The following is a 24082-nucleotide window of genomic DNA, read 5'->3' as shown; positions in this document are numbered from 1 at the left end:
AGCCGTCCACAGCTCGCCGAACGGCGGCGATCCCGACCAGGCCCCGATGGCGGGCAGACCCCCCGGCAGGGCGGGCTGCCCGCCGTCCGGATCAGAGCGACCAGGGCGGCGTGATCGTCCGCCCGTCCGCCAGCGTGCCCTGGATCCCCACCGAAGTGGCGACCAGCACGCGCGCCGGCCCTCCCGTCAGCGACAGCTCGGTGTCCGGGGGCACCACCACGGCGTCGCCGGCCCCGGCGGTCTGCCCCTGGATCGTCACCGATCCGGACAGCACGTAGAACACCTCCTCCTTCGACGCGCGGTGCGGCGTGCCGTCCCCGCCCTCGGGCACGTCGACGGTCCACAGAGCGATCTCGGTGCTGCCGCGCGACGGCACGGCCAGCGACCTGAACTCGAACCCGCCGAACGAGTGCGTGGCGGCGGACTCTCCCGTGACCAGCAAGACGACCTCCAAAGTAGTCAACCAAGTTGTCTAACCCTAGAATAAGGTCAACCTGGTTGTCTACATCGGAGGAGCAGCGGTGGAACCGGTGCCCGTGCTGCTGGCGATGACGTACCGCGCCCTGGGCGACCAGTTCCACGACCGGCTCCGGCAGATCGGTCTCGAACCGCTGCGGCCCGCCCACGGCTACGTCTTCCGGTTCCTCGAGGAGAAGCGGGCCACGACCGTCGACATCGGACAGCACCTCGGCGTCACGAAGCAGGCCGCGGCGAAGATCGTCAACGAGCTCGACGAGTGGGGCTACGTGCTGAGAGAGCCGCATCCGACGGACAAGCGCGCCCAGTACGTCACGCTCACCACGAAGGGTCGCGACTACCTGAAGCTGGCCGGCAACCTCTGGTCCGACCTCGAGGCGGAGATGGCCGAGGCGATCGGCGCGGACACGCTCGCCACCGTCAAGCAGGGCCTCGCCGCGTACTTGGGGCACGTCCACGGCGAGGACCGGCCAGGGCTTCGCCCGGTCTGGTGACCAGGCACAACACCACGCGAAGCCCGTCAGAACACCTGCGTCAGCGCGACCACGCCGAACACCGCGAAGACCACCCCGGCCACCCGCTGGATCCAGTGCGTCGGCAGGCGACCGGCGAGCTTGCGCCCCACGAGCACGGCGAGCCCCGCCACGGCAACCAGCGCCAGCCAGGCGCCCAGGCCGACGGCCAGCGGTTCGGCGTAGCGGGCCGTGATGCCGGCCGTCGCGAGCTGCGAGGCGTCGCCCCACTCCGCCGCGAACAGCACGCCGAACGACGTCAGGGCAGCGCGCCAGAACGGCACGACGGTGCGGGTCCCGGCCTCGTCCGCGGAGTCCCCGTCCTGCGAGAACCCCTCCTTGAGCAGCATGAACGCACCCACGCCGAACAGCACGGCGACCACCGCCGCCACCACGCGGTCGGGGAGCAGGGTCAGGGCCGAGCCGAACGCGGCCGCGACGACGCTCTGCACGGCGAAGGCCGCGACGACGCCGACGAACACCGGCAGCGCGCGGTAGCGGGTGGTCAGCACCAGGGTCGCGACCATGGTCTTGTCGGGTAGCTCGACGAGGAACACCACCGCGAAAGCGGTGATGAACGCGAGCAGTGATGTGGCCACGAGGTCCCTCCACGTCCGAATACGAGCCCGGACGGAGGCGCAACAGACCCCGACCAGGCGTGCTGCAGCCTGGCCGGAGGTCTCGTTCGCCCGCTGAAGGCGGGTGTGGGACCGGGTCCGCTCGAAGGCGGGCCAGTATGTCGATCACCACGCCACCGGCCGAAAGCTCCGGTGGGAACTACTCCCCTCTGGCGCATCCATCGTAACCGACGCATGTCACGCGCAAGGCGTGACCTCGCGCACGGGACCTTGGTCCCGAGGTGGAACGGGACCGTCGTACCTGATGACGGCCATGATCCACACCTAGGCTCGAAGACGTGGAAGTACTCGAGCTCGCGCGGTGGCAGTTCGGCATCACCACCGTCTACCACTTTCTGATGGTGCCGTTGACGATCGGCCTGTCGCTGCTGGTCGCGGCGATGCAGACCGCGTGGGTGCGCACGGGCGACGAGCGCTACTACAAGATGACGAAGTTCTGGGGGAAGCTCCTCCTGATCAACTTCGCCATGGGCGTCGTGACGGGCATCGTGCAGGAGTTCCAGTTCGGCATGGCCTGGAGCGCCTACTCGCGGTTCGTCGGCGACGTGTTCGGCGCGCCGCTCGCGATGGAGGGGATCGTCGCCTTCTTCGTCGAGTCGACCTTCCTCGGCCTGTGGATCTTCGGCTGGGACAAGCTGCCGAAGAAGGTCCACCTCGCCTGCGCCTGGGCGTTCAGCCTCGCCACGATGGCGAGCGCCTACTTCATCCTCGCCGCCAACTCGTGGATGCAGCACCCGGTCGGCATCGTGATGGACGAGGGCCGGCCGCGGCTCACCTCGATCTGGGCCGTGCTGACCAACAACACGACGCTCGCCGCCTTCCCGCACACCATCGCGGGCGCCTTCGCGGTCGCCGGCGCGTTCCTCGTCGGCATCGCCGCCTGGCACCTGTACCGCAGGTCGCAGGACGAGGGCGTGTGGCGCAGTTCGCTCAAGCTCGGCACCTGGGTCGGCGTGGTCGCGTTCGGGGCGCTGAGCATCAGCGGTGACCTCCAGGGCAAGCTGATGTTCGAGCAGCAGCCGATGAAGATGGCCGCCGCGGAAGCGTTGTGCCACACCGAACAACCGGCGAGCTTCAGCGTCTTCGCGATCGGCGACGTCACCAGGCCCGACTGCGAGAACGTCAAGAGCATCACGGTGCCCGCACTGCTGAGCTTCTTGGCGCACAACGATTTCAGCAGCGAGGTCAAGGGCATCCAGGACCTGGTGCCGATGTACCAGGAGAAGTACGGCGAGTTCTACCCCGTCGACGAACGGCTGGGCGAGCTCAGCGGCAAGCCGATCGACTACGTGCCCGCGCTTCCCGTGACGTACTGGGGTTTCCGGTTGATGATCGGGTTCGGTGCCGTCTCGGCCGGCCTCGGGGTGTTCATGCTCTGGTTGACGCGCGGGAACCGGACGCCCACCGGATGGTGGTTCCCGGCTCTCGGCCTCGCCGGCATCGCGACCCCCTTCCTGGCCAACAGCGCGGGCTGGATCTTCACCGAGATGGGCAGGCAGCCGTTCGTCGTGGTGCCCAACCCGTCCGGTGTGGACGGTGTCTGGATGTTCACCGCGCAGGCGGTCTCGAACAGCACCCCCGGCGAGGTCCTGACCTCGCTCATCGCGCTCACCACGGTCTACAGCGTGCTGGCGGTCGTGGAGTTCCACCTGATCCGCAAGTACGTCCGAGGCGGCATCCCCGGCGTGCTGCCCCAGAAGACCGACGACGGCGCCCTGGCGTTCGCGTACTAGGGGAGAGGCGACGTGGAAACGCTCTGGTTCGTGCTCATCGCCGTGCTGTGGCTCGGCTACCTGTTCCTCGAAGGTTTCGACTTCGGCGTCGGCATGCTGCTGCCCGTCCTGGGCCGCGACAACGCCGAACGCCGGGTCATGATCAATACCATCGGGCCGGTCTGGGACGGCAACGAGGTGTGGCTCATCGTCGCGATCGGTGCCACGTTCGCGGCCTTCCCCGGCTGGTACGCGGCGCTTCTGAGCGCCGCGTACCTGCCACTGACGTTGTTCCTCATCGCGTTGATCGGCCGCGGGGTCGCGTTCGACTACCGCGGCAAGGTCGACAACCCTCGCTGGCGCAAGGCCTGGGACTTCACCATCGTCGCCGGCTCGTGGATCGCCACGCTCTGCGTCGGCCTGCTGATCTCGACGACGGTGCTCGGCCTGCCGATCGACGCGAACGGTGACCGCGTCGGCTCGCCCTTCGCGGCGATCCGGCTCGACACGGTCATCGGCGCGCTCGCCTTCGCGGGGTACGCGCTGGTGCACGGCGCCGTGTTCACGGCGTTGAAGACCGAGGGCGAGATCCGCGAACGGGCACGCCGGGTCGCGATCACGCTGGCGCCGGTGGCGCTGCTGCCGCTCGTGGCGCTGCTCGCGATCGTCGCCGGCCTTTGGGCGGCCGTGGTCGTGGCGATCCTCGGCCTGGCGATGTGGCGGCTGGTCGCGGACCGCGACGGACAGTCGTTCGCGTTGATGGGCCTGGCGATCGCGGCGACCGTCGTGATCCTGTTCGGCTCGCTCTACCCGAACGTCCTGCCGTCGACGCTGAACGACGCGTGGTCGCTCACGGTCGCCAACACCGCGTCGAGCCCGTACACGTTGAAGGTCATGACGTGGGTGGCGGCGTTCGGCACGCCCGCGGTGCTCGTCTACCAGGGCTGGACCTACTGGGTGTTCCGCAAGCGCATCGGCGTCCGCCACATCCCGGCGGCGCACTGATGAGGCGAGGCCCGCTGGGAGCTCTGCCCCAGCTCTCGAAGAACGCCAGGCGCGCCCTCGCCGGGGTGGGGGCGCTGGCGTTCCTCAACGCCCTGGCGCTCGTCGCCCAGGCGGTCGCCCTGGCGTCGGTGATCACGACGCGCGAAGGCCTCCCGCTGCTGGCCGTGGCGGTCCTGGCGCGCGCCGGTCTGTCGTGGGCGACGGAGAGCGCCGCCGCCCGCGCCGCCGCCGGCGCCAAGGAGGAGCTGCGGACCCAGCTGCTCGCCAAGACGTTCGAACGCGGTCCCGGCTGGATCGCCGACCGCGGCACGGCCGAGCTGTCGGTGCTCGCCACCAAGGGCCTCGACGCGCTCGACGCCTACTTCACCCGCTACCTGCCCGCGCTGGTCACGGCCGTGATCGTGCCGCCGCTCGCCGGGGCGTGGATCCTCTTCACCGACTGGCCCTCGGCGGTGCTGATCGCGGTCACCGTGCCGCTGATCCCGGTCTTCGCCGCGTTGATCGGCTGGTACACCGAGAAGCGCGTCCGCAAGGCCGCGGACGTCACCGAACTGCTGTCCGCCCAGCTCCTCGAACTGCTCCGCGCACTGCCGGTGCTGACCGTCTTCGGCCGCGCGAAGCAGCAGGCCGGCGCGGTCCGGCAGATCGGTGAGCAGCACCGCAGGGCCACGATGGGCACGCTCAAGACCGCGTTCCTGAGCGCCCTGGTGCTGGAGATCGCGGCCAGCCTGAGCGTCGCGCTGATCGCGGTCGGCATCGGCGTCCGGCTCGTGCACGGCGACATGACGCTGATGACCGCGCTCGTCGTGCTGATCCTCGCGCCCGAGTGCTACCTGCCGCTGCGGGCGGCCGGTGCAGCCCACCACGCCAGCGAGGACGGCCTGGAAGCGGTCCGGCGCGTCGCGGAGGTCGTCGACCACGAGGACCGGTCGCGGCCGCGGCTGCCCGGTGGGTCGGTGCACGTCGACAACCTGCGCGTGTTGCGCCGGGGTGGCTTCGCGCCGGACGGCATCAGCTTCGACGTGCGGCCGGGGGAGATCCACCGACTCGAAGGTGCGAGCGGTGCCGGCAAGTCGACGACGTTCGGCGTGCTGCTGGGGTTCGTGGAGCCGACGGACGGCACCGCGTTCGTGGCGGGCGACATCGCCTACGTGCCGCAGAAGCCCGCGTTCGCCGCCGCGACGCCACGCGCCGAGCTGGAGCTCACGGTTCCCGGGGCCGACGACGTCGAGCAGGTCGCCGACGAGGTCGTGGCCGCACATCTGCTCGACCGCCAGATCACGGACCTCTCGACCGGTGAACGCCAACGAGTCGCAGTCGCGCGCGCTCTGCTGAGGGTTCGCCACGGTGCGACGGTGCTGCTGCTCGACGAACCGACCGCGCACCTCGACCCGGTGACAAGTCGCAAAGTCGACAAAGCGATCAAGCGAGCCAGCGCCACCGCGGCCGTCGTCCTCGCCTCGCACCGCGACAAGGAGACGACCGAGGACGAGACCTTCGCCAGGGTCGTCACCGAGGAGACCCAGCGAGAACGGCCGAAGCGACTGCCGATCCCGTGGAAGGGCGCCGGGCTGGGCGTGCTCGCGGCCGTCGCGGGCATCGCGCTGACCGCGCTCGCCGCGCACCTCATCGCCCGCGCCGCCGAGATGCCGCCGATCCTCACCCTGTCGGTGCTGGTCGTGGGCGTGCGGACGTTCGCGCTGAGCAAGGGCGTGCTCCGGTACGTCGAGCGCCTGGTCACGCACCACGAGGCGTTCAAGCTCGCGACGAACCTGCGGGCTGAGCTGTGGCTACGGCTCGTGCGGACCCAACGGCGTGATGGGCTGCAACGGCTCGTCGAGGACACGGACACGGTTCGCGATCTGGTGCCGCGCGTGCTCGTGCCGCCGGTCGTGGCGATCGGTGCCGGCATCGCGTCCACGGTCCTGTTCGCGTTCATCGACCCGGCGGCCGCGCTGACCCTGGGCGGTCTGCTGCTCGTGGCCGGGCTGGCCGCACCGGCCGTCGCCGTCCGGACCGAGCGCCGGGCCAGCACGAAGCTCGCCAGGGGCCGCCGCGGGGTCGCCAGGGACACGATCAACGCGCTCACCGCCGCGCCGGACCTCATCGCCCACGACGCCCACCACCGCCTGCTGGCGCGGCTGCACGCGGAGGACGTCGAACTCGCGCGGGAGACGCGCAGGCAAGCGTTTGGCACGGGTGCCGCCACGGCGATCGTCCTGCTCGCGACCGGTCTGGCCGCCCTGGTCTGCGCCACGACCGGCAACCCGGTGCTCGGCCTGGTCCCGCTCGCCCTGGCCGAACCGCTGGCCGCCCTGCCCCTCGCCGCCCAGCAGCGCAGGGCGCTCCAGGAGGCGGGTGCGCGGCTGCAGTTCGACGCCCCGGACGCCCCGGAACCGCCGCGCGGCAAGCGCATCCGGCTGGAGAACGTCGACGTCCGCTGGCCCGGCGCGTCCGAGCCGACGCTGACCGACCTGCACCTCGACGTCGAACCCGGCACGCACGTCGCGATCGTCGGACCGTCGGGCAGCGGCAAGTCGACGCTGTTCGCGCTGCTCCTGGGCTTCCTGCAGCCGGAGCGGGGCATCGTCGAGCTGCCGCGCGCCACCTGGTGCCCGCAGGAGCCGATGCTCGTCAGCACGACCGTGCGGGAGAACCTGCGGATGTCGGGCCGGCACGACGACGAGGCGTTGAAGGAGGCCCTGCGCAAGGCGTGCCTGCCGGAGTGGGCCGACCGGCTCGACACGGTCATCCGGCCGGACCAGGTGTCGGGCGGCGAGGCGCAACGGCTCGCGCTGGCGAGGGCGTTGCTGCACGACGCCGACGTGGTGCTGCTCGACGAGCCCACCGCGCACCTCGACGAACCGACCGCGCGCAAGCTCCTGGACGAGCTCCGGCGCGACCGCAGGACGATCTTGCACATCACCCACCGCCCCGATGAGGCGGCACGGGCAGACCTCGTGCTGGACCTCGGCACGCCCGCCTACCGTTGAGGACCATGGACCCCTCCCTCGCGCGGCGCGTGCTCGTCGCGTCGACCGAGATCACGTCGGCGGCGCTGGAAGACCCGGAGAACGTGCTGCGGCTCGTCGTGGACGCGGCCGCGGAGATCGCGGACGCCGACCTCGTGCTCGCCATGCTCGCCACCGAGGAGGACGACGGCACGCTGACCGTCGAGGCGTCCAGCGGCGAGCCGGTCGTGGCGACGCTCAGCCCGCGCAGCGCCGCCGCCAAGGCCGCGCGCACGGGCGTCCCGGTGATGGCCGACGACGTGACGAGCGATCCGCGCACGGCCCCGTACGTGCCGCACGCGCTGAGGAGCTACGGGCCGTTCGCGGTGGCGCCGTTCGGCACCTCGGACCGCAAGATCGGCGCCCTGGCCGTCTACCGGCGCCGGGACAAGCCGCCGTTCACGCAGGAGACCGTGGACGTGCTGTCGGCGTTCGCGGCCCAGGCAGGCCTCGCCGTCGTGCTCTCCGAGGGCTTCACGGCACGGCAGCGCGTCGCTGTCTACGAGGAGCGCGAACGGATCGCCCGCGACCTGCACGACGTGATCATCCAACGGCTCTACGGCGCCGGTGTGCAGCTCAGCCTGCTGGAGCGGCGGCTGGGCGGGAAGCTCGACCACTCGCAGCGCGCCCGGATCAACGAGGCCGTCGACCTGGTCGACGAGACGATCGCCGAGGTCCGCGCGACCGTCCGCAAGCTGCGCAACACAGACCCCGCCGACTCCGCCGACCTGCTCGACTCCATCAAGGCCGAGGTCCGCACGGCCGGCGAGCTGCTCGGCTTCGCGCCGCGCCTGCACGTGGCGGGCGACCTCGCGAACGTGCCGCGCAAGTACGCCGACGACGCGCGGGCGGCGTTGCGCGAGGCGTTGTCGAACGTCGTGCGGCACTCAGGCGCCACGAACGTCCAGATCGACGTACGGCGCGACGAGAAGCATCTGCTGCTGCGTGTCGCGGACAACGGGTGCGGCATCCCGTCCGGCGTCACTCAACGCGGATTGCGGCACCTCGCGGAACGGGCCAAGGCGGCGAGCGGTGATTTCCGCGTCGCGAGTTCGCCGAACGGGACGACGCTCACCTGGTCCGTCCCCGTTTAGCCACCCAGGCGGCAGCTTGGGTGCGCCGTTCCATGCCGAGTTTGGACAGAACCGACGTCACGTAGTTCTTCACGGTCTTCTCCGCGAGGAACAACCTTTCACCGATTTGGCGGTTTGTCAGGCCCTCGCCGATGAGTTCGAGCACGCGCTGTTCCTGGTCGGTGAGTCCGACCGGGGCCGGGTTGCGCATCCGTTCGAGTACCCGGCTTGTGGTGGCGGGGTCCAGAAGGGACCGTCCTGCCGCGACCTCCCGCACGGCCGTCACGACGTCCTGGCCGCGGACCTGCTTGAGCAGATATCCCGACGCACCGGCCATGATGGCCCCGACGAGCGCCTCCTCGTCGTCGAACGCGGTCAGCACGAGGCAGCGGATGCCGAGGTCCCGCAGTTCGCGGCAGAGGTCGACACCGCTGCCGTCGGGGAGCTGAACGTCCACGACGGCCACATCGGGCGTCGTCCGCCCGGCCCGCGTCACCGCCTCGCCGACGGAACCGGCTTCCGCGATGACGGAGATGTCCTCCTCGTCATCGAGCATCTCGCGCAGTCCTCTGCGCACCACTTCGTGATCGTCAACCAACAAAACGCGCACTGGCACGAATCCACCGTACGTCGAATGGCTGTTCCTGAGCGTGACTCGGATTGAGACAGTTCTTGTCATGGCAGAAGGCTCGGTAAGGCCGATCGAGGAAGCAGATCGCATAGTTGTCGCCCGATTGGTCCTCGAGCTGTGGGGAGCGCACACCTCCGTCGCGCACGGCGAGGTGTTCTTCCCGGCGAGTCTGCCGGGCTTCCTCGTGGAGAAGCAGGGGCACGTGCTGGGTCTGCTGACCTACGCGGTGGCGAACCACCAGCTGGAGATCGTGACGATCGACGCGCTCAGGCGTGGTCGCGGCGTCGGCACCGCGCTGGTCGACGCCGCGGTGCGCCAGGCCCGCACGCTCGGGTGCAACCGGGTGCGGCTGACGACCACCAACGACAACCTCGACGCGATCCGCTTCTACCAGCGCCGCGGCTTCAAGCTCGCGGCACTGAGGCCGGACGCGGTGCGCGAGGCCCGCAAGCTCAAACCCGAGATCCCCGCGGTCGGTGACTTCGGCATCCCCATCACAGATGAGCTCGACCTGGAGAGATGGGTCGCTCCACGGCAGTAGTCCACAGCTGTCCACAACTCTGTCCACAGGGTTGTGCACAACCTGGGCTCAGACGTGCAGCGGGTTGAACGCCTCGTCCCACGCGATGGCGACCTGGTGCGCGCACGTGGACGGGGCGACGCCCCCCACCCCGGTGCCGAGGCCCGGCATCGCGATGGTGCGGACGGCGTCGCGCACCGGCGTGCCGTCCTCCAGCCGGCCTTCGAGCCACAGCCGGAGCACGGCTCGCGCCGCCAGGTACGGGTGGACGGTGTCGACCGGTAGCCGTTCGCCGGGCAGGCGCATGGTCGGCGCGCTGATCATCCAGGCCGGCTCGGTCTCGCCGGTCGCCACGATCTGCGCGTCGCCCACCGGGAGCTCACCGCCGTGCAGCGCGAGGACGGCGCTGCGGACGTTGTTCTCGACCTGGGGGAACGCCGTGGCGTAGACGGCGTCGATGCCGCCGCGCATCCAGCCCTGCGAGTTGGCGGGACTCACCACCGCCTGCGCGTGGATGTCCAGAACGGACCCGCGGTGCACCCGCACTCCCGTGCGTCCGTCAGCGACGGCGAGCCAGGCGTTCGCCATCGGTTCGTCGACCGCGCACAACACGAGTTCTGGCGCTAGAGCGGGCACGCCCCAAGCATTCCAGTTCGAACGGCCTCGGCGGAACCCAGGTCCGGCGGTGGTCACAGGCGTGATTTCCGCCTCGGATCACCGCACTACGCTGACCTGATGCCGCGCATTGCGTACTTCGGACCACAGGGCACCTTCACCGAGCAGGCGGCGATCCGCTTCGGGGCGGACCTGGTGCCGGTGGGGACGATCCAGCTCGCCATCGCGTCCGTGCGCAAGGGCGAGACCGAGTTCGCGTGCGTGCCGATCGAGAACTCCGTCGAGGGCGCCGTGCCCGCGACGCTCGACGCCCTGGTGCGCGACGAACCGGTCGTCGCCGTCGCCGAGACGGTGCTGGACGTCCGGTTCAGCGTCCTGGTCCGGCCGGGCACGGCGGAGATCAGGACGATCGCCTCGCACCCGCACGCGCTGGCGCAGGTCCGCGAGTGGATCGCCGCGGAGCTGCCGGGCGTCACCTCGATCGCCACGTCGTCCACCGCCGCTGCCGCCGCCGCCGTGGAGCGCGGCGAGTTCGACGCCGCCGTGACGGCCCCGGTGGCGATCAGCCACTACGCGTTGGAGGAGTACGCGACCGACGTCCTGGACGTGGCCGACGCGCGCACGCGGTTCCTCCTGCTCCGCCAACCGGGCGCACTGCCGGAGCCGACCGGCGCAGACCGCACGAGCGTCGTCGTGACCACCCCGGACCGCATGGGCGTGCTGTCGGAGCTGCTCACCGAACTGGCTCTGCGTGGGATCAATCTCACCGGCCTCGAATCGCGCCCCACGAAGGGCAAACTGGGCGAGTACCGCTTCTACATCGACGTCGAGGGGCACATCGCAGAGCCGAGGATCGGTGACGCGCTGGCCGCGCTGCACCGACACTCGCGTGAGATCCGGTTCCTCGGGTCCTTCCCGAAGGCCGACCAGAGGCCCGTCGAGGCCCGCAACGACGAGTTCGCCGCAGCCGCCACCTGGGTCGATGCTGTCAGAAAGGGCGAGCGCGGGTGAGGTTGCTGCTGGTCAGGCACGGCGAGACGGCGTCGAACATCGAGCGCAAGCTGGACACGGCCATGCCGGGTCCGCCGCTCACCGAACTGGGCCACAAGCAGGCCCGCGAGCTCGCCGACTTACTCGCGTCCGAAGAGGTCGTGGCCGTCTACGCCAGCATCGGCCTGCGCGCCCAGCAGACCGCCGCTCCCACCGCCGAACGCTTCGGCCTGCCCGTGCAGGTCCTCGAAGGCGTCCACGAGATCCAGGTCGGCTCTCTCGAAGGCCGCAACGACACCGAGGCGTACCGCACGTACCTCGAGACCGTGGTCCGGTGGGCGGAAGGCGAGCTCGACGTGCCGTTCCCCGGCGGCGGCGAGACCGGGCAGCAGGTCCTCGACAGGTTCCTCGCCGCCATCGCGTCGATCGAGCAGGACGGCACCGTCGTCGTCGTGACCCACGGCGGCTGCGGCCGGATGGGCGCGCTGGCGCTGGCGTCGAACGTGCCGGTGGAGCTGGCGGAGAACCTGCTGCCGAACACCGGCGTCGTGGTCCTCGAGTCCGGCGGCGACGGCTGGCTGTGCCGGTCCTGGGCGGGCGTGGAGATCCAGCCGGAGGGCTAGCCCCAGCCCAGCTCGTGCAGCCGCGCGTCGTCCACCCCGAAGTGGTGGGCGATCTCGTGCACCACGGTGATGGTCACCTCCTCCACGACGTCCTCCTCGGTGTCGCAGATGTCGAGGATGGCCTCGCGGTAGATGAAGATGTGGTCGGGCAGGGTGCCGCCGTAGTCGGTGCTGCGCTCGGTCAGCGCGATGCCCTGGTAGAGGCCCAGCAGCGACGGCTCGTCCGGGTTGCGGTCCTCGACGAGCACCACGACGTTGTTCATGGCGTGCAGGAAGTCGGGCGGGACCAGGTCCAGGGCCTCTTCCACGAGCTCGTCGAAACGGGCCCGCGTCATCTCGACGGTCATCGGTTCTCGGTGGTCGGCGCGGGCGAGCTGGACGACGGCTTGTCGGGCTTGCCCGAGTCCGACGGCTTGCCCGCCTCGGAGGACTGCTGGCCGTTGCTCTCGGAGTGCAGCGGGGCGCCGGTCGGCTCGTCCTGGGCCTTGACCGACGTGGTCTGCGGCGGGTTCGAGGTGGTCAGCGGCGCGCCGTTGGGGTTGCGGACGCTGCCCTCCCACGCCACGAGGTTGTTGCCCTGGGGGACGGCGCCGATCTTGCAGTTGGCCTTGCGCGAGCCGACGGCCCAGCTCTCCTCGGCCCGCGTGTCCCACGTGACCAGCAGCTTCTTCGCCTTGAGGTCGGCGCCGCCGGTGTACTCGGCCGCGATCGTGGCGCACTGCTCGGACATCACCTTGTCCTGCTGCTCGAGCGCGATGAAGGGGCCTTCGGGGTGCTGCACCACGCCGACGATCTCGAACGCGTGCGGCTTGGCGCACTCGACCGGGTCACCCACCGTGTTGTTCTCGGCGAGCGCGACGCAGACGCCGGGGTCGTACACGTTCGACTGGTCCTGGGTCTTCGCGCTGCCGTACGACGGCAGCGCGGCGCCGGACGGGGCCGTGACCTGCAGGCCGCAGCGGAGCTGGCGGTAGCCGCTCGACCAGCGGGTCTCGTCCGGGTTCAGGGTGCTGACGCCGTACTTGCCCTTCGGGTCGAGCTTGCCGGACATGTACGTGGTCGCCGCCTGGGCGCAGTTGTCCTGGGCGATCTTCTCCCAGGCCGCGGCGTCCGGGAACGGCGCTTCCTTCGGGTAGGCGGCCGTGATGTCAGCCGTTCCGGTGACCTCGAACTTGTGCGCGGCCGAGCAGTCGACCTTCTGCGCGTCCGACAGGTCGGGCTTCTCCCAGTTCAGGCACTCGCCGACGCCGGCCTGGTACGCGGCGTTCACCAGCTCGCGCTTGGTGGTGGTGACAGGGCCTCCTGCCAGCACCGACGTGAACGCCGACAACATCAACAGGCCGAACGCGCCCACGAAAGCACCGACCATCACAAGCCGCGTGTCGCGGATGTGACCAGATCGACTCAACCAACCGGCGTTCGGAGACATCTCATCCATGATGCCCGTGCCGTGTGAGACGGCTGTGCGCCGGGTTGGTCGAGTGTTGCTTTTAGGACACTCGTCACCGATTCGGCGGCGTTTCCGACGTCTCGCTAGGTACCTTGCCCGCGGGAGTGGTGATGACTGACAACAACCTGCCAGGACCTGGCCAGCCGACGCCGCAGTCGGGACCGCCCGGTCAGCCGCAACAGCCGCCGCCGTACCAGCCGGCGCCACAGCAGCAGCCCGGGCCGAACCAGCCGGCGCCGCAGAAGCCCGTCAAGGGCGCGGTCCGCCAGCAGCAGGCCGGCGTGACCAAGGCGCGCCAGCCGTCGGTCGCCGAGCAGCGCGCCCGTGCCGCCGCGCTCAAGGCGCAGCAGGAGCGGTTCGCCGCCGAGTCCGCCGCGTTCGAGAAGAAGCGCAAGACGCGCAAACGCCTGCTCATCGGCGGTGGCGTCACCGTGGGCGTGATCGCGCTGGTCGCGATCTGGTACGCGGCCGCCAGCCCGAAGAACGTCACGGCGCAGTGCACGGACCAGAACAACGTCATCGTCGACGACGACTACTGCTCCGACAGCTACTACCGCAGCCACGGCGGGTACTCGAGCGGTGGCTTCATCTACATCGGCAGCAGCTCGTACCGCTACAACTACGGCGGCTCGGGCACCGTCGGGCAGAAGGTCAGCGGCGGCAGCTACACGATCCCGAAGGGCGCGAACGTCACCACCAAGTCGGGCACGTCGGTGCAGCGCGGTGGGTTCGGCGTCAGCAGCGGCTCGAAGAGCAGCGGGGGCTGAGCACAGTTGCGTCGTGAAGCCTCACACCCGCGGCCGAACTGGCAGCGGACGGTCTCCGACCAGGGCTTGGTGTTCGGGCTGCCCGCGAAGTACGCGAACGGCGCCGACCGCCCCTACTGGGACGAGTCGGTGCACTACGTGTTCGACATGAGCGAGGTCCTCTCGCTCGAAGCCGACGTCGAGCTCCTCCACTCCATGTGCCTCGAAGCGGTCGACAACGTGGTCCTCACCGAGCGCTACCGCGACTTCGGCATCGCCGAATGGGTGTGGCCGCACATCGCCGAGTCGTGGCGGCGCCGCGACCCGCACGTCTACGGCCGCTTCGACCTGCGCTACGACGGGTCGGGCCCGGCCAAGATGCTCGAGTACAACGCCGACACCCCCACGTCGCTGCTCGAGGCCGCCTACGTCCAGTGGTACTGGAAGGAGGAGGTCTTCCCCGACGACGACCAGTGGAACTCGCTGCACGAGCGCCTGGTCGAGCGCTGGGGCGAGATCGGTGCCAAGCTCCCGTCCGGTGAGCTGCACTTCAGCTGGTCGAGCGCCGACCCCTCCGGTGAGGACCACCTCACGATCGCCTGCCTGCAGGAGACGGCCGCCGAGGCCGGGCTGAACACCGTGGGCATCGCGATGGAGGACATCGGCTGGGACACGCTGCTCAACCGGTTCGTCGACCTCGAAGAAGCCCCCATGGGCACGGTGTTCAAGCTCTACCCGTGGGAGTGGGTGGTCGAGGAGCAGTTCGGCCGCCACGCCGTCGAGTCGCTGCCCGGCACCCTGTGGGTCGAGCCGCTGTGGAAGATGCTGCTCTCCAACAAGGCGCTGCTCGCGATCCTGTGGGAGATGTACCCGGGTCACCCCAACCTGCTCCCCGCCTACCTGAACGACCCCGGCATGCTCACCGAGTACGTGCGCAAGCCGATCCTCGGCCGCGAGGGTGCGAACATCCAGATCGTCGCTCCGGGCTACGAAACGCAGACCGGTGGCGTGTACGGCAAAGAAGGATTCGTCTACCAGCTGTTCGATCCGCTTCCGGACTTCGACGGCTACCGCCCCGCGTTGGGTGCCTGGGTCGTGGGCGACACGTCCGCCGGCCTCGGCATCCGGGAAACGGTCGGTCTGGTGACCGACGATGGCGCGGCGTTCGTGCCGCATCGAATTGTTGAGTGAGACACCGAAAGGGAACAGCACATGACGACCACGCTGCTCGCGTTGGATCCCGGCTTCGGCGCGACCTTGGGTCGGAACATCGGCGCGATCGCGCTGTACGCCGTCGTCGGTCTCGTCCTCATGGTCTTCGGCTTCTACGCGATCGACTGGACGACGCCGGGCAAGTTGTCCGCCCTCGTCCGCAACGGCGCCCCGAACGCCGTCATCGTGACCGCCTCGGGCCTGGTCTCGATGGCGTTCATCGTCGTCGTCGCGATCACCAGCTCGGTGGGCAAGCTCGACGAGGGCCTGCTGTCCGCGCTGGTCTACGGCCTCGTCGGCATCATCGTGCAGGTCGCCGCGGTGCGCCTGCTGGAGTACGTGACCAAGCTGGACATCGGCTCGATCATCGAGTCGGACCGCTTCGCCCCGGCCTCCGTGGTCGTGGCCGCGGCCCACGTCGCGCTCGGCCTCGTGGTGGCGGTCGCCATCAGCTAGTCGCACGACCGCGGAGGGACCCGGCGCCTCAGGTGCCGGGTCCCTCCGCTTTTGCGTGATCCATCCGCTGATCAGGCCGGACGGATATCCGGATGAAGCGCGGGCGAGGCGGGGACTACCCTTTTCAGGGTGATTGACCTCAAGGTGTTGCGCGAGAACCCGGAGATCGTGCGCGCTTCGCAGCGCGCCCGTGGCGAGGACGAGGGCGTCGTCGACTCCCTGCTGTCCGCGGACGAGCGCCGGCGGACCGCCATCTCCCGCGCGGACACCCTGCGCGCCGAGCAGAAGGTGCTCGGCAAGGAGGTCGGCAGGGCGAAGGGCGACGAGCGCGCCGCGCTGCTCGTCAAGGCGAAGGACCTGGCCGCCGAGGTCAAGGCCGCCGAGGCCGAGCAGAACGCCACCGCCGAGGAGGTCAACGAACTCCTGGCCAGGATCCCGAACCTCGTGCACCCGGACGCCCCGGTCGGCGGCGAGGACGACTTCCGCGTGGTCAAGCACGTCGGTGAGCCGCGCCAGTTCGACTTCGAGCCGCTCGACCACCTCGACCTGGGCACCAGGCTCGGCGCGATCGACATGGAACGCGGCGCGAAGGTCGGCGGCTCGCGGTTCTACTTCCTGCGCGGCGTCGGCGCGCAGCTGGAGCTCGCGCTGCTCAACATGGCGGCGGCGCAGGCCACGGCCAACGGCTTCGAGCTCATGATCACGCCGACCCTGGTCCGCCCCGAGATCATGGCGGGCACCGGCTTCCTGGGCGCCCACTCGAGCGAGATCTACCACCTGCCGAACGACGACCTGTACCTCGTCGGCACGTCGGAGGTGCCGCTCGCCGGCTACCACGCCGACGAGATCCTCGACGGCGAGCGCCGCTACGCGGGCTGGTCGTCGTGCTACCGCCGCGAGGCCGGCTCGTACGGCAAGGACACCCGCGGCATCATCCGCGTGCACCAGTTCAACAAGGTCGAGATGTTCTCCTACGTCCGCCCCGAGGACGCCGAGGCGGAGCACGCCCGGCTGCTCGGCTGGGAGGAGGAGATGCTCGCGAAGATCGAGGTCCCGTACCGCGTCATCGACACGGCCACCGGCGACCTCGGCACGTCCGCGCACCGCAAGTTCGACTGCGAGGCGTGGGTCCCGACCCAGCGGAAGTACCGCGAGCTGACCTCGACCTCGAACTGCACCACGTTCCAGGCCCGCCGCCTCAACGTCCGCTACCGCGACGAGAACGGCAAGTCGCAGATCGCGGCCACCCTGAACGGCACCCTGGCCACGACCCGCTGGATCGTCGCCATCCTCGAGAACCACCAGCAGGCCGACGGCTCCGTGGTGGTGCCCGAGGCGATGCGCCCGTTCATGGGCGGCCTGGAAGTCCTCGAGCCGAGGTAGTGGCGAGCTCCGGCTGCCGCACCGCGGCAGCCGGAGCCGTCTTCCGGGCGTGCGGCCTCGTGATGAGAGCCCGCCCGAGGTCGATCATCGGCAGCTCCACCCACCGGTACAGCAGGTCCGCCATGGCCAGCGCCACCAGTGTGATCACCACGGCCGCCGCCAGCCTCGGCGTGCCGAGCCGCGGGATCGTGTAGATCACCGCGAAGCACGCGATCTCCTGGACCAGGTAGAGCGAGTACGACCGCTCACCCACGAACGCCATCGGCCGCACCGACAGCAGCCACCGCACCGGGCCACGTCCCAGCGTCGACGTGACGAGCAGGGCGATCGCGACGCCGTACAGCGCGACGGGGACCAGCCCACCGCTGCCGCCGAACACCGCGTCGATCTCCGCGATGTTCGTCTGGACCAGCGCGGCGACCACGAGCACCGGCAGCGCGGCGAGCGGGTGCGTGAACGGCCGCACGACGGCGAACGCCCCGGGGCTGTGCATCACCAGCGCGAGCAGGCAGCCCAGCAGGATCATGAAGTAGGCGGCGGCGCTGAGGCCGGAGACGCCGGAGAAGTGCCCGAACACCGCGAGCACCATGAGGCCGATCGTCATCGGGAGCCGGCGCTTGAGGGTGAACGCGCCCACGGTGAACATCAGCGCGGGCCACACCAGGTAGAACTTCTGCTCGACCCCGAGGGTCCACGACTGGCCGTAGATCTGGCCGGGCATCGCCCACTCGTTGGTGAAGGTCAGGTAGTACGGCAGCAGGTCGGGCAGCCGGTAGGCGGTGAACTCGCCGCGCAGCCACAGGAACGCGACGACGACCAGCAGCACCGCGTAGTACACGGGCAGGATCCGGAACGCCCGCCGCAGGTAGAAGTCGCGCAACGACAGCTTCCCGGAGCGGCTCTCCTCGCGCAGGGCCAGCGTGGTGATCAGGAAGCCGGACAGCACGAAGAACAGGTGCACGCCGATCCAGCCGTTGAGCCACTTCCAGTTCGGCCCGGCGAAGTGGAAGAAGACGACCATCACGGCGGCGATCGCCCTCATGCCGTCCAACGCCGGGAACCGCTTCAGCGCCAGGTACTCGGCATGGGTGATCGTGCGCATGCGGAGGTCCCTCTCAGCTCGGCGGTGTCACCAGGTCGGGTGAGTATGCAGCGCTGAGTAGTTGATCTAAGGGTCGGGGTTCACTCCAACGGAGTAACGATCTTGTCAGCGACGTGCTTGGCGATCTCCAGTGAACCCGTCGCGGCCGGAGACGGCGCGTTCAGCACGTGCACCTGCCGTTCCGCCGTCTCGATCAGGAAGTCGTCGACCAGCGACCCGTCCGGCAGCATCGCCTGCGCCCGCACGCCCGCCTCGGCGCGCACCAGGTCGTCCTCGCGCACGGCCGGGACCAGCCGCGCCAGCGAGGCGGCGAACCGCTTGCGCGAGAGCGAGCGGAGGACCTCCTCGGCGCCCGTGCGCGCGTACCTGCGGGCCAGCCGCCAGGTGCCGGGGAAGCGGGCGACGTCGGCCACGTCGGCCAGCGAGAAGTCGCGCCACCGGTAGCCCTCGCGGCGCAGCGCCAGCACGGCGTTCGGGCCGCAGTGCACGCTGCCGTCGAGCATCCGGGTGAGGTGCACGCCGAGGAACGGCAGCGTCGGGTCGGGCACCGGGTAGATCAGGCCGCGGACGAGGCCGGTTCGGCGCAGTTCGAAGTACTCGCCGCGGAACGGCACGATGCGGGCCGACGGGGTCAGGCCGGCGAGCCGCGCTACGCGGTCGCTGTGCAGGCCCGCGCAGTTCACCAGCGCGTCCGCCCTGACCACGCCCTGCGGCGTCGCGACCTCCACGCCGCCGGGGACCGAGCGGATCGCCAGCGCGGGCGAGCGCAGGCGGAGGTCGTGCGATGACAGCCTGCCGACCAGCGCGGTGCACACCGCCGGGAAGTCGATGATCGCCGTGCTCTCCACGCGCAACGCCGCTACGCACGACACCTCGGGCTCGTACTCGCGCGCCCGGGCGGCCGAGATCAGCTTCGCCGGGACGCCGTTGGCCTCGGCGCGTGCCGCGAGGTCGTGCAGGCGGGGGAGCTCGGACTCCGAGGTCGCCACGACGAGCTTGCCGCAGACGTCGACCGGCACGCCGTGCTCACGGGCGAAGGCGACCATGGACGCGTTGCCCGCGACGGACATCCGCGCCTTGAGCGAGCCGGGCTTGTAGTAGAGGCCGGCGTGCACGACGTTGCTGTTGTGGCCGGTCTGGTGCGCGCCCCAGACGCGTTCCTTCTCCAGCACCGTCACGCGGGAGCCCCGCGAGGCGAGCTCGTCCGCCACCGCGAGCCCGACGATTCCGCCACCGATCACCACGACATGTCGCACGGTGGACACCGTAAATGCCCTAGTGACCCAGAACGGGCAGAACGTCCGCCGCGATCTCCTCGACCACCGACTCGCTGCCCGCGTACACGCCGTCGTGCCGCGGCCAGTGGGCGACGACGTCGGTGAAGCCCAGCGCGGCCGCCCGGCCGGCGGCGTCCTGGAAGCACTGCGCGCTCGACAGGGAGTACACCGGCGCGGAGTCGAGGTTCAGGAAGCGCTGCACGCGCGTGGTCCTGCCCTCTGTGGCCAAGGTCTCGGTGAACTGCTCCGAGAGCGTCCGCACGCCGCGCCACCACGCGTCGACGTCCTCGGTGGGCGGGCCGGTGGTGACCCAGCCCTGGCCGAACCTCGCGGCGACGCCCATCGCCTTCGGGCCGTTCGCGGCGACCAGGAACGGCAGCCTCGGCCGCTGCACGCAACCGGGTGCGCTGCGGGCCTCCTCCGCGGCGTAGAACTCGCCCCGCCACGACGTGCGGTCCTTGACCAGCAGCTGGTCGAGCAGCTCGACGAACTCGGCGAACCGGGCCGTGCGGTCACGCGGCAGCGGCGGCTTCTCGCCGAGAACGGTCGTGTCGTACCCGGCGCCACCTGCGCCGACGCCCAGGGTGAAGCGCCCGTCCGACACGTCGTCGAGGGCCAGCAGGTCCCGCGCGAACGGCACGGGGTGGCGGAAGTTGGGGCTTGCGACGAACGTGCCGAGCCGGATGTGCGAGGTGACCATCGCCGCGGCCGTGAGTGTCGGCACCGCGCCGAACCACGGGCCATCGACCAGGGTGCGCCAGCCGAGGTGGTCGTAGGTCCACGCGTGGTGGAAGCCGTACTCCTCGGCGGCGCGCCACTTGGGTTCGGCCATCCACCACCGGTGTTCGGGAAGGATCACGATTCCAGCGCGCACGGTCGTACGGTAACCAGCTGTTCAGCGGGTGCCGAACTTGGACCAGGCACCATGGGGGCGTGGAACAGCCCAGATTGGTCGCATCGGACGTCGACGGCACCCTGCTCACCCCGCCCCCCGGAGACATCATCACCCCCCGCACGGCCGCGGTCGTCGCCCGCGTGCTGGAGGCGGGCGTGCCGTTCGTCCTGGCCACCGGCAGGCCCCCGCGGTGGGTGCCGCAGGTCGCGAAGGCCGCCGGGCTCGACGGCCTCGCGGTGTGCGCGAACGGCGCGGTGCTCTACGACATCGGCCGCGACGAGATCGTCTGGGCGCGCACGCTCGACCCGGTGCAGCTGCACGACATCGTCTCCGCGATCGACAACGCGCTGCCCGGCTGCGCCTTCGCGGTCGAACGCGTGGGCACGGCGGTCGACGACGTCACGTTCGTCGCCGAGATCAGCTACACGCACCCGTGGCCGGAGGGGCCGAACGTGGGCGCGACCCGTGCCGAGACCCTCGGCCACCCGGCGATCAAGCTGCTGGTCAGGCACACGAACATGACCAGCGGCGAGATGGCGGCGGGCATCGGCGGGGTGCTCGGCGACCAGGTCGACGTGACCTGGTCGACGAACGACGGGCTGATCGAGCTGTCCGTGCACGGCGTCACCAAGGCGTCCGGGCTCGCCGACGTGGTCGAACGGTTCGGCGTCACGGCGCAGGACGTGATCGCGTTCGGTGACATGCCCAACGACGTCGAGATGCTCCGGTGGGCGGGTCACGGCGTGGCCATGGCGAACGGGCACGAGGCCGCGCTCGCCGCCGCCGACGAGGTCACCGCGTCCAGCGCCGAGGACGGCGTGGCGCTGGTCCTCGAACGCTGGTTCTAGCCGACCAGGGGCTTCTGCGGGTCGACCTCGGTCCACCACTTGAAGGCGAGCTCCAGCTCGGCCGGGATCTCACCCGGCAGCTGACCGGCGGCGTAGGCGCTGGTCAGCGCCTCGATCGCGGCGTCGGAGATGCCGGAGCGGCTCATGCCGACCGAGTTGACGCCGTGCACCCGGACCGGGCTGCCGTACGCGCGGGCGAACGGGGGCACGTCCTTCGAGACGGGCGTGCCCATCCCGACCATGGCACCGGCGCCGATGACGCGGCGCTGGTGCACCGAGGCGTTCATGCCGACGTTGACCTTGTCGCCGATCTGCACGTGCCCGCCGAGCGAGACGCCGGCGGACAGGGTCACGCCCGAGCCGACCAGGCTGTCGTGCGCCACGTACACGCGGTTGAGCAGCCACGAGTCGGCGCCGACGGTCGTCGCGCGGTAGGAGCCCTGGTGGACGGTGCTCAGCTCGCGGACGACGGCCCGCGCACCGATGTGCACGCCCGCGTGGGCCAGCTCGCCGTCCCACGCCCGGTTGTGCTCGGCGGAGGTGATCTCGGGCGGGGTGCCGATCACGCAGCCCGGGCCGATCCACGCCCCGTCCTCGACGACGCACGGGCCGAGCACGACGGCGCCCGGACCGATGGTGATGCCGTCGCCGAGCTCGACACCGTCACCGACGACGGCACTGGGGTGGATGTGGTTGACCACGGGCGTCCGATCAGGAGGTGGGGACAGGCGGTATCGCCCGTACGGGTAGCGTGGGGCCCCGCGTGCAGGCCAGAGCACTGTACCGGCCGCGCCGGTGGAGATCCCCGAAGGCGAGAGACTGCTGAATGATCCCGATTACTGTTGTTGACGTCGCTGCCGCCGAGCAGCTGGTGCTCCAGGTGCTGCGCTCGGGAGCCATCGCGCAGGGCCCGATGGTCAAGCGCTTCGAGGACGCCTTCGCGGGCGTCGCCGGAGTTCCGCACGCCGTGGCCGTGAACAACGGGACCACCGCGCTCGTGGCGTCGCTCCAGGTCCTCGACCTGCAGCCGGGTGACGAGGTCATCACCTCGCCGTTCACCTTCGTGGCGACCCTGAACGCCATCCTCGAGGCCGGCGCGACCGCGCGGTTCGCGGACATCCGCGAGGACGACTTCAACATCGACGCGGACAAGGTCCAGGCCGCCCTCACCCCGAACACCAAGGTGCTCATGCCCGTGCACCTCTACGGGCAGATGGCGGACATGGGCAAGATCATGCCCCTCGTCCAGGAGCACGGGCTCGCGCTCGTCGAGGACTCCGCCCAGGCCGTCGGCGCCACCTACGAGGGCCGCCCGTCCGGCAGCTTCGGCCTCGGCTGCTTCTCGCTGTACGCGACCAAGAACATCACCACCGCCGAGGGCGGCGTCATCACGACGTCGGACGACACCCTCGCGGACCGGCTGCGCGTGCTGCGCAACCAGGGCATGCGCCAGCGCTACCAGTACGAGGTCGCCGGTCACAACTACCGCATGACCGACATCCACGCGGCGATCGGCATCCCGCAGCTGGAGAACCTCGAGACGATCACGAAGGCGCGCCAGGCCAACGCCGAGACCCTCACCAAGGGCCTCGCGGGCGTCAAGGGCCTGCGGCTGCCGCAGGTGCTGCCGGGCCGCACGCACGTCTGGCACCAGTACACCGTCCTGATCACCGACGACGCCCCGATCAGCCGCGACGAGTTCGCCGCGAAGCTGACCGAGAAGGGCATCGGCAACGGGATCTACTACCCGAAGACGGTCTTCGACTACGACTGCTACCGCGACAACCCGAAGGTCGTCATCTCCGACGTCCCGGTCGCCGAGCGCGTCGCCCGCCAGGCCCTGTCGCTGCCGGTGCACCCGAAGCTGACCGACGCCGAGCTCGACACGATCATCTCGACGGTGCGCGAGGTGCTGGGCGCATGAGCAACCTCCCCCGCATCGCGGTCATCGGCGTCGGCAACATGGGCTCGCTGCACGCCCGCGTGACCGCCCAGTCCGAACGCGCCGAACTCGCCCTGATCGTCGACCCGCGCGAGGAGATCGGCAAGGCCGCCGCCGAGAAGTTCGAGACGTCGTGGGCGCCCGAGATGGGCGACCTGACCGACATCGACGCGGTCGTCCTCGCCTCCAGCACCGAGAGCCACCACGGCCTCGCGCTGGAGATCCTCGACAAGGGCAAGCCGCTGCTGGTCGAGAAGCCGGTCTGCGCCTCGCTGGAGCAGACCGAGGAGGTCCTGAAGCTCTCCGAGTCGAAGGGCCTGCCGATCATGTGCGGCCTGCTGGAGCGCTACAACCCGGCCGTCATGACCGCTCTCGGCCTGCTGACCGAGCCGGTCTACGTCTCGGCGCAGCGCCACTCCCCGTACGCGCCGCGCATCCTCACCGGCGTGGCGTGGGACCTGCTGGTCCACGACGTCGACCTCGCCATCCAGTGCTTCGGCGGCGCCGAGCCCGAGCGCGTGTCGGCCGGCGTGGCCCAGTTCCACCCGTCGTCGGTGCCGGGCGCGGAGGACGTGGTCGACACGCTGCTCACGTTCCCGTCCGGGGGCATCGCGAGCGTCTCGGCGAGCCGCATCGGCCAGCGCAAGATCCGCTCCCTGACGATCCAGGAGCTGGAGCGGTCGATCGAGGTCGACCTGCTGCGCCGCGACGTGACGATCTACAAGCACATCTCGCACGACTCGGACCCGGACGGCCGCGGCTACCGCCAGCAGACCGTCATCGAGATCCCCGAGCTGGTCACGGCACGGGAGCCGCTCGCCACCCAGCTCGACCGGTTCCTCGACCTCGTCGCGGGCAGGCTCGACGCCGACGACGAGCGCCGCCGCATCCTCCCCTCGCACCGCGCCGTCGCCGAGGTCAAGGCGAAGTCCGCCGCGGTGACCGGCTGATCCGAGGAACTGAC

25 protein-coding genes are annotated in these 24082 nt (G+C 70.4%); 15 read left to right on the top strand and 10 right to left on the bottom strand.

Annotated elements, in window-relative coordinates:
* Positions 1-91: 91 nt before the first annotated feature.
* Positions 92-442 carry a cupin domain-containing protein gene (locus tag L6E10_RS00335; protein ID WP_236215761.1) on the bottom strand — a complete coding sequence of 117 codons (351 nt, stop codon included), beginning with the start codon at positions 440-442 and terminating at the stop codon, positions 92-94.
* 79 nt (positions 443-521) lie between these two features.
* Between L6E10_RS00335 and L6E10_RS00330 the strand changes: the two genes are divergently transcribed.
* On the top strand, positions 522-971 hold the full coding sequence (locus L6E10_RS00330; RefSeq protein WP_236215760.1) for a MarR family winged helix-turn-helix transcriptional regulator: 450 nt from the start codon (positions 522-524) through the stop codon (positions 969-971).
* A gap of 26 nt (positions 972-997) precedes the next feature.
* On the opposite strand, the gene L6E10_RS00325 is transcribed toward L6E10_RS00330, so the two are convergent.
* Positions 998-1588 (bottom strand): TMEM165/GDT1 family protein, encoded by a 591-nt coding sequence (locus tag L6E10_RS00325; RefSeq protein WP_236215759.1) that lies wholly within the window; start codon positions 1586-1588, stop codon positions 998-1000.
* A 317-nt stretch (positions 1589-1905) separates the two neighbouring features.
* Here L6E10_RS00325 and L6E10_RS00320 point away from each other — a divergent pair, with 317 nt between their 5' ends.
* The 4 genes from L6E10_RS00320 to L6E10_RS00300 are packed head-to-tail and all read left to right on the top strand — an operon-like array spanning position 1906 to position 8449.
* The gene (locus L6E10_RS00320; RefSeq protein ID WP_236215758.1) at positions 1906-3360 is read left to right on the top strand and encodes a cytochrome ubiquinol oxidase subunit I; all 1455 of its coding nucleotides are present in this window, start codon (positions 1906-1908) and stop codon (positions 3358-3360) included.
* A gap of 12 nt (positions 3361-3372) precedes the next feature.
* Complete coding sequence (gene cydB, locus L6E10_RS00315) at positions 3373-4344, top strand: cytochrome d ubiquinol oxidase subunit II (RefSeq protein ID WP_236215757.1); 972 nt, start codon at positions 3373-3375, stop codon at positions 4342-4344.
* Positions 4344-7337, top strand: coding sequence for a thiol reductant ABC exporter subunit CydD (gene cydD / locus L6E10_RS40125; protein WP_275675672.1), 2994 nt, complete (start codon positions 4344-4346; stop codon positions 7335-7337). The genes cydB and cydD overlap by 1 nt, the downstream gene beginning before the upstream one ends.
* A 5-nt stretch (positions 7338-7342) precedes the next feature.
* Entirely contained in the window at positions 7343-8449 is a 1107-nt protein-coding gene (locus L6E10_RS00300) for a GAF domain-containing sensor histidine kinase (protein ID WP_236215756.1), read from the top strand.
* Here the strand turns inward: L6E10_RS00300 and L6E10_RS00295 are convergent.
* Positions 8427-9044, bottom strand: coding sequence for a response regulator transcription factor (locus tag L6E10_RS00295; RefSeq protein WP_308102638.1), 618 nt, complete (start codon positions 9042-9044; stop codon positions 8427-8429). The two genes, L6E10_RS00300 and L6E10_RS00295, sit on opposite strands and share 23 nt — an antisense overlap.
* A 118-nt stretch (positions 9045-9162) precedes the next feature.
* Here L6E10_RS00295 and L6E10_RS00290 point away from each other — a divergent pair, with 118 nt between their 5' ends.
* Positions 9163-9600 (top strand): GNAT family N-acetyltransferase, encoded by a 438-nt coding sequence (locus L6E10_RS00290; RefSeq protein ID WP_236215755.1) that lies wholly within the window; start codon positions 9163-9165, stop codon positions 9598-9600.
* A 48-nt stretch (positions 9601-9648) separates the two neighbouring features.
* On the opposite strand, the gene L6E10_RS00285 is transcribed toward L6E10_RS00290, so the two are convergent.
* Positions 9649-10167 carry a macro domain-containing protein gene (locus tag L6E10_RS00285; protein ID WP_090101938.1) on the bottom strand — a complete coding sequence of 173 codons (519 nt, stop codon included), beginning with the start codon at positions 10165-10167 and terminating at the stop codon, positions 9649-9651.
* Positions 10168-10314: 147 nt separating this feature from the next.
* Here L6E10_RS00285 and pheA point away from each other — a divergent pair, with 147 nt between their 5' ends.
* Both pheA and L6E10_RS00275 read left to right on the top strand, forming a co-directional pair.
* Positions 10315-11205 (top strand): prephenate dehydratase, encoded by an 891-nt coding sequence (gene pheA / locus L6E10_RS00280; RefSeq protein ID WP_236215754.1) that lies wholly within the window; start codon positions 10315-10317, stop codon positions 11203-11205.
* Entirely contained in the window at positions 11202-11807 is a 606-nt protein-coding gene (locus L6E10_RS00275) for a histidine phosphatase family protein (RefSeq protein ID WP_236215753.1), read from the top strand. Before pheA ends, L6E10_RS00275 begins: the two co-directional genes overlap by 4 nt.
* On the opposite strand, the gene L6E10_RS00270 is transcribed toward L6E10_RS00275, so the two are convergent.
* Together L6E10_RS00270 and L6E10_RS00265 are read right to left on the bottom strand one after the other, a co-directional pair.
* Positions 11804-12154: a metallopeptidase family protein gene (locus tag L6E10_RS00270; RefSeq protein ID WP_236215752.1), complete on the bottom strand. Its 351-nt coding sequence runs from the start codon at positions 12152-12154 to the stop codon at positions 11804-11806. The two genes, L6E10_RS00275 and L6E10_RS00270, sit on opposite strands and share 4 nt — an antisense overlap.
* Complete coding sequence (locus L6E10_RS00265) at positions 12151-13176, bottom strand: septum formation family protein (protein WP_236215751.1); 1026 nt, start codon at positions 13174-13176, stop codon at positions 12151-12153. The genes L6E10_RS00270 and L6E10_RS00265 overlap by 4 nt, the downstream gene beginning before the upstream one ends.
* A 191-nt stretch (positions 13177-13367) precedes the next feature.
* On the opposite strand from L6E10_RS00265, the gene L6E10_RS00260 reads away from it, so the two are divergent.
* The 4 genes from L6E10_RS00260 to serS all read left to right on the top strand — a co-directional run bounded on the left by L6E10_RS00260 (position 13368) and on the right by serS (position 17054).
* Positions 13368-14024, top strand: a complete 657-nt coding sequence (locus tag L6E10_RS00260) for a hypothetical protein (RefSeq protein WP_240009810.1) — start codon at positions 13368-13370, stop codon at positions 14022-14024.
* Between the two features lie 6 nt (positions 14025-14030).
* Positions 14031-15194 (top strand): glutathionylspermidine synthase family protein, encoded by a 1164-nt coding sequence (locus L6E10_RS00255; protein ID WP_236215750.1) that lies wholly within the window; start codon positions 14031-14033, stop codon positions 15192-15194.
* A gap of 21 nt (positions 15195-15215) precedes the next feature.
* Positions 15216-15671 carry a DUF350 domain-containing protein gene (locus L6E10_RS00250; RefSeq protein WP_236215749.1) on the top strand — a complete coding sequence of 152 codons (456 nt, stop codon included), beginning with the start codon at positions 15216-15218 and terminating at the stop codon, positions 15669-15671.
* Positions 15672-15800: 129 nt separating this feature from the next.
* Positions 15801-17054: a serine--tRNA ligase gene (gene serS, locus L6E10_RS00245; protein ID WP_236215748.1), complete on the top strand. Its 1254-nt coding sequence runs from the start codon at positions 15801-15803 to the stop codon at positions 17052-17054.
* On the opposite strand, the gene L6E10_RS00240 is transcribed toward serS, so the two are convergent.
* From L6E10_RS00240 to L6E10_RS00230, 3 genes are all read right to left on the bottom strand, one after another.
* Positions 17020-18156 carry an acyltransferase gene (locus L6E10_RS00240; RefSeq protein ID WP_236215747.1) on the bottom strand — a complete coding sequence of 379 codons (1137 nt, stop codon included), beginning with the start codon at positions 18154-18156 and terminating at the stop codon, positions 17020-17022. The genes serS and L6E10_RS00240 overlap by 35 nt on opposite strands.
* 80 nt (positions 18157-18236) lie before the next feature.
* Positions 18237-19412, bottom strand: coding sequence for an L-2-hydroxyglutarate oxidase (lhgO, locus tag L6E10_RS00235; protein ID WP_236215746.1), 1176 nt, complete (start codon positions 19410-19412; stop codon positions 18237-18239).
* A 19-nt stretch (positions 19413-19431) separates the two neighbouring features.
* A complete protein-coding gene (locus L6E10_RS00230) occupies positions 19432-20307 on the bottom strand; it encodes an LLM class flavin-dependent oxidoreductase (RefSeq protein ID WP_236215745.1) in 876 nt (291 codons plus the stop codon).
* Between the two features lie 59 nt (positions 20308-20366).
* On the opposite strand from L6E10_RS00230, the gene L6E10_RS00225 reads away from it, so the two are divergent.
* Positions 20367-21176 (top strand): HAD family hydrolase, encoded by an 810-nt coding sequence (locus L6E10_RS00225; RefSeq protein WP_236215744.1) that lies wholly within the window; start codon positions 20367-20369, stop codon positions 21174-21176.
* Here L6E10_RS00225 and L6E10_RS00220 read toward each other — a convergent pair.
* Positions 21173-21877, bottom strand: coding sequence for a UDP-N-acetylglucosamine acyltransferase (locus L6E10_RS00220; RefSeq protein ID WP_236215743.1), 705 nt, complete (start codon positions 21875-21877; stop codon positions 21173-21175). The genes L6E10_RS00225 and L6E10_RS00220 overlap by 4 nt on opposite strands.
* Before the next feature lie 125 nt (positions 21878-22002).
* Between L6E10_RS00220 and L6E10_RS00215 the strand changes: the two genes are divergently transcribed.
* Together L6E10_RS00215 and L6E10_RS00210 are read left to right on the top strand one after the other, a co-directional pair.
* Positions 22003-23100, top strand: coding sequence for a DegT/DnrJ/EryC1/StrS aminotransferase family protein (locus tag L6E10_RS00215; protein ID WP_236215742.1), 1098 nt, complete (start codon positions 22003-22005; stop codon positions 23098-23100).
* The gene (locus L6E10_RS00210) at positions 23097-24068 is read left to right on the top strand and encodes a Gfo/Idh/MocA family protein (protein ID WP_236215741.1); all 972 of its coding nucleotides are present in this window, start codon (positions 23097-23099) and stop codon (positions 24066-24068) included. Before L6E10_RS00215 ends, L6E10_RS00210 begins: the two co-directional genes overlap by 4 nt.
* Positions 24069-24082: the final 14 nt, after the last annotated feature.

The organism is Lentzea sp. CC55 (assembly GCF_021056325.1).
Classification (GTDB): domain Bacteria; phylum Actinomycetota; class Actinomycetes; order Mycobacteriales; family Pseudonocardiaceae; genus Lentzea; species Lentzea jiangxiensis.
This window is presented reverse-complemented; position numbering and strand designations above follow the sequence as displayed.

Excerpts from the sequence above, each read along its gene's own strand:
- cydD (WP_275675672.1), top strand. The coding sequence starts at position 4,344 with ATGAGGCGAGGCCCGCTGGGAGCTCTGCCCCAGCTCTCGAAGAACGCC.
- L6E10_RS00300 (WP_236215756.1), top strand. The coding sequence starts at position 7,343 with ATGGACCCCTCCCTCGCGCGGCGCGTGCTCGTCGCGTCGACCGAGATC.
- L6E10_RS00285 (WP_090101938.1), bottom strand. The coding sequence starts at position 10,167 with ATGGCGAACGCCTGGCTCGCCGTCGCTGACGGACGCACGGGAGTGCGG.
- pheA (WP_236215754.1), top strand. The coding sequence starts at position 10,315 with ATGCCGCGCATTGCGTACTTCGGACCACAGGGCACCTTCACCGAGCAG.
- L6E10_RS00270 (WP_236215752.1), bottom strand. The coding sequence starts at position 12,154 with ATGACCGTCGAGATGACGCGGGCCCGTTTCGACGAGCTCGTGGAAGAG.
- L6E10_RS00265 (WP_236215751.1), bottom strand. The coding sequence starts at position 13,176 with ATGGTCGGTGCTTTCGTGGGCGCGTTCGGCCTGTTGATGTTGTCGGCG.
- L6E10_RS00260 (WP_240009810.1), top strand. The coding sequence starts at position 13,368 with ATGACTGACAACAACCTGCCAGGACCTGGCCAGCCGACGCCGCAGTCG.
- L6E10_RS00250 (WP_236215749.1), top strand. The coding sequence starts at position 15,216 with ATGACGACCACGCTGCTCGCGTTGGATCCCGGCTTCGGCGCGACCTTG.
- L6E10_RS00240 (WP_236215747.1), bottom strand. The coding sequence starts at position 18,156 with ATGCGCACGATCACCCATGCCGAGTACCTGGCGCTGAAGCGGTTCCCG.
- L6E10_RS00215 (WP_236215742.1), top strand. The coding sequence starts at position 22,003 with ATGATCCCGATTACTGTTGTTGACGTCGCTGCCGCCGAGCAGCTGGTG.
- L6E10_RS00210 (WP_236215741.1), top strand. The coding sequence starts at position 23,097 with ATGAGCAACCTCCCCCGCATCGCGGTCATCGGCGTCGGCAACATGGGC.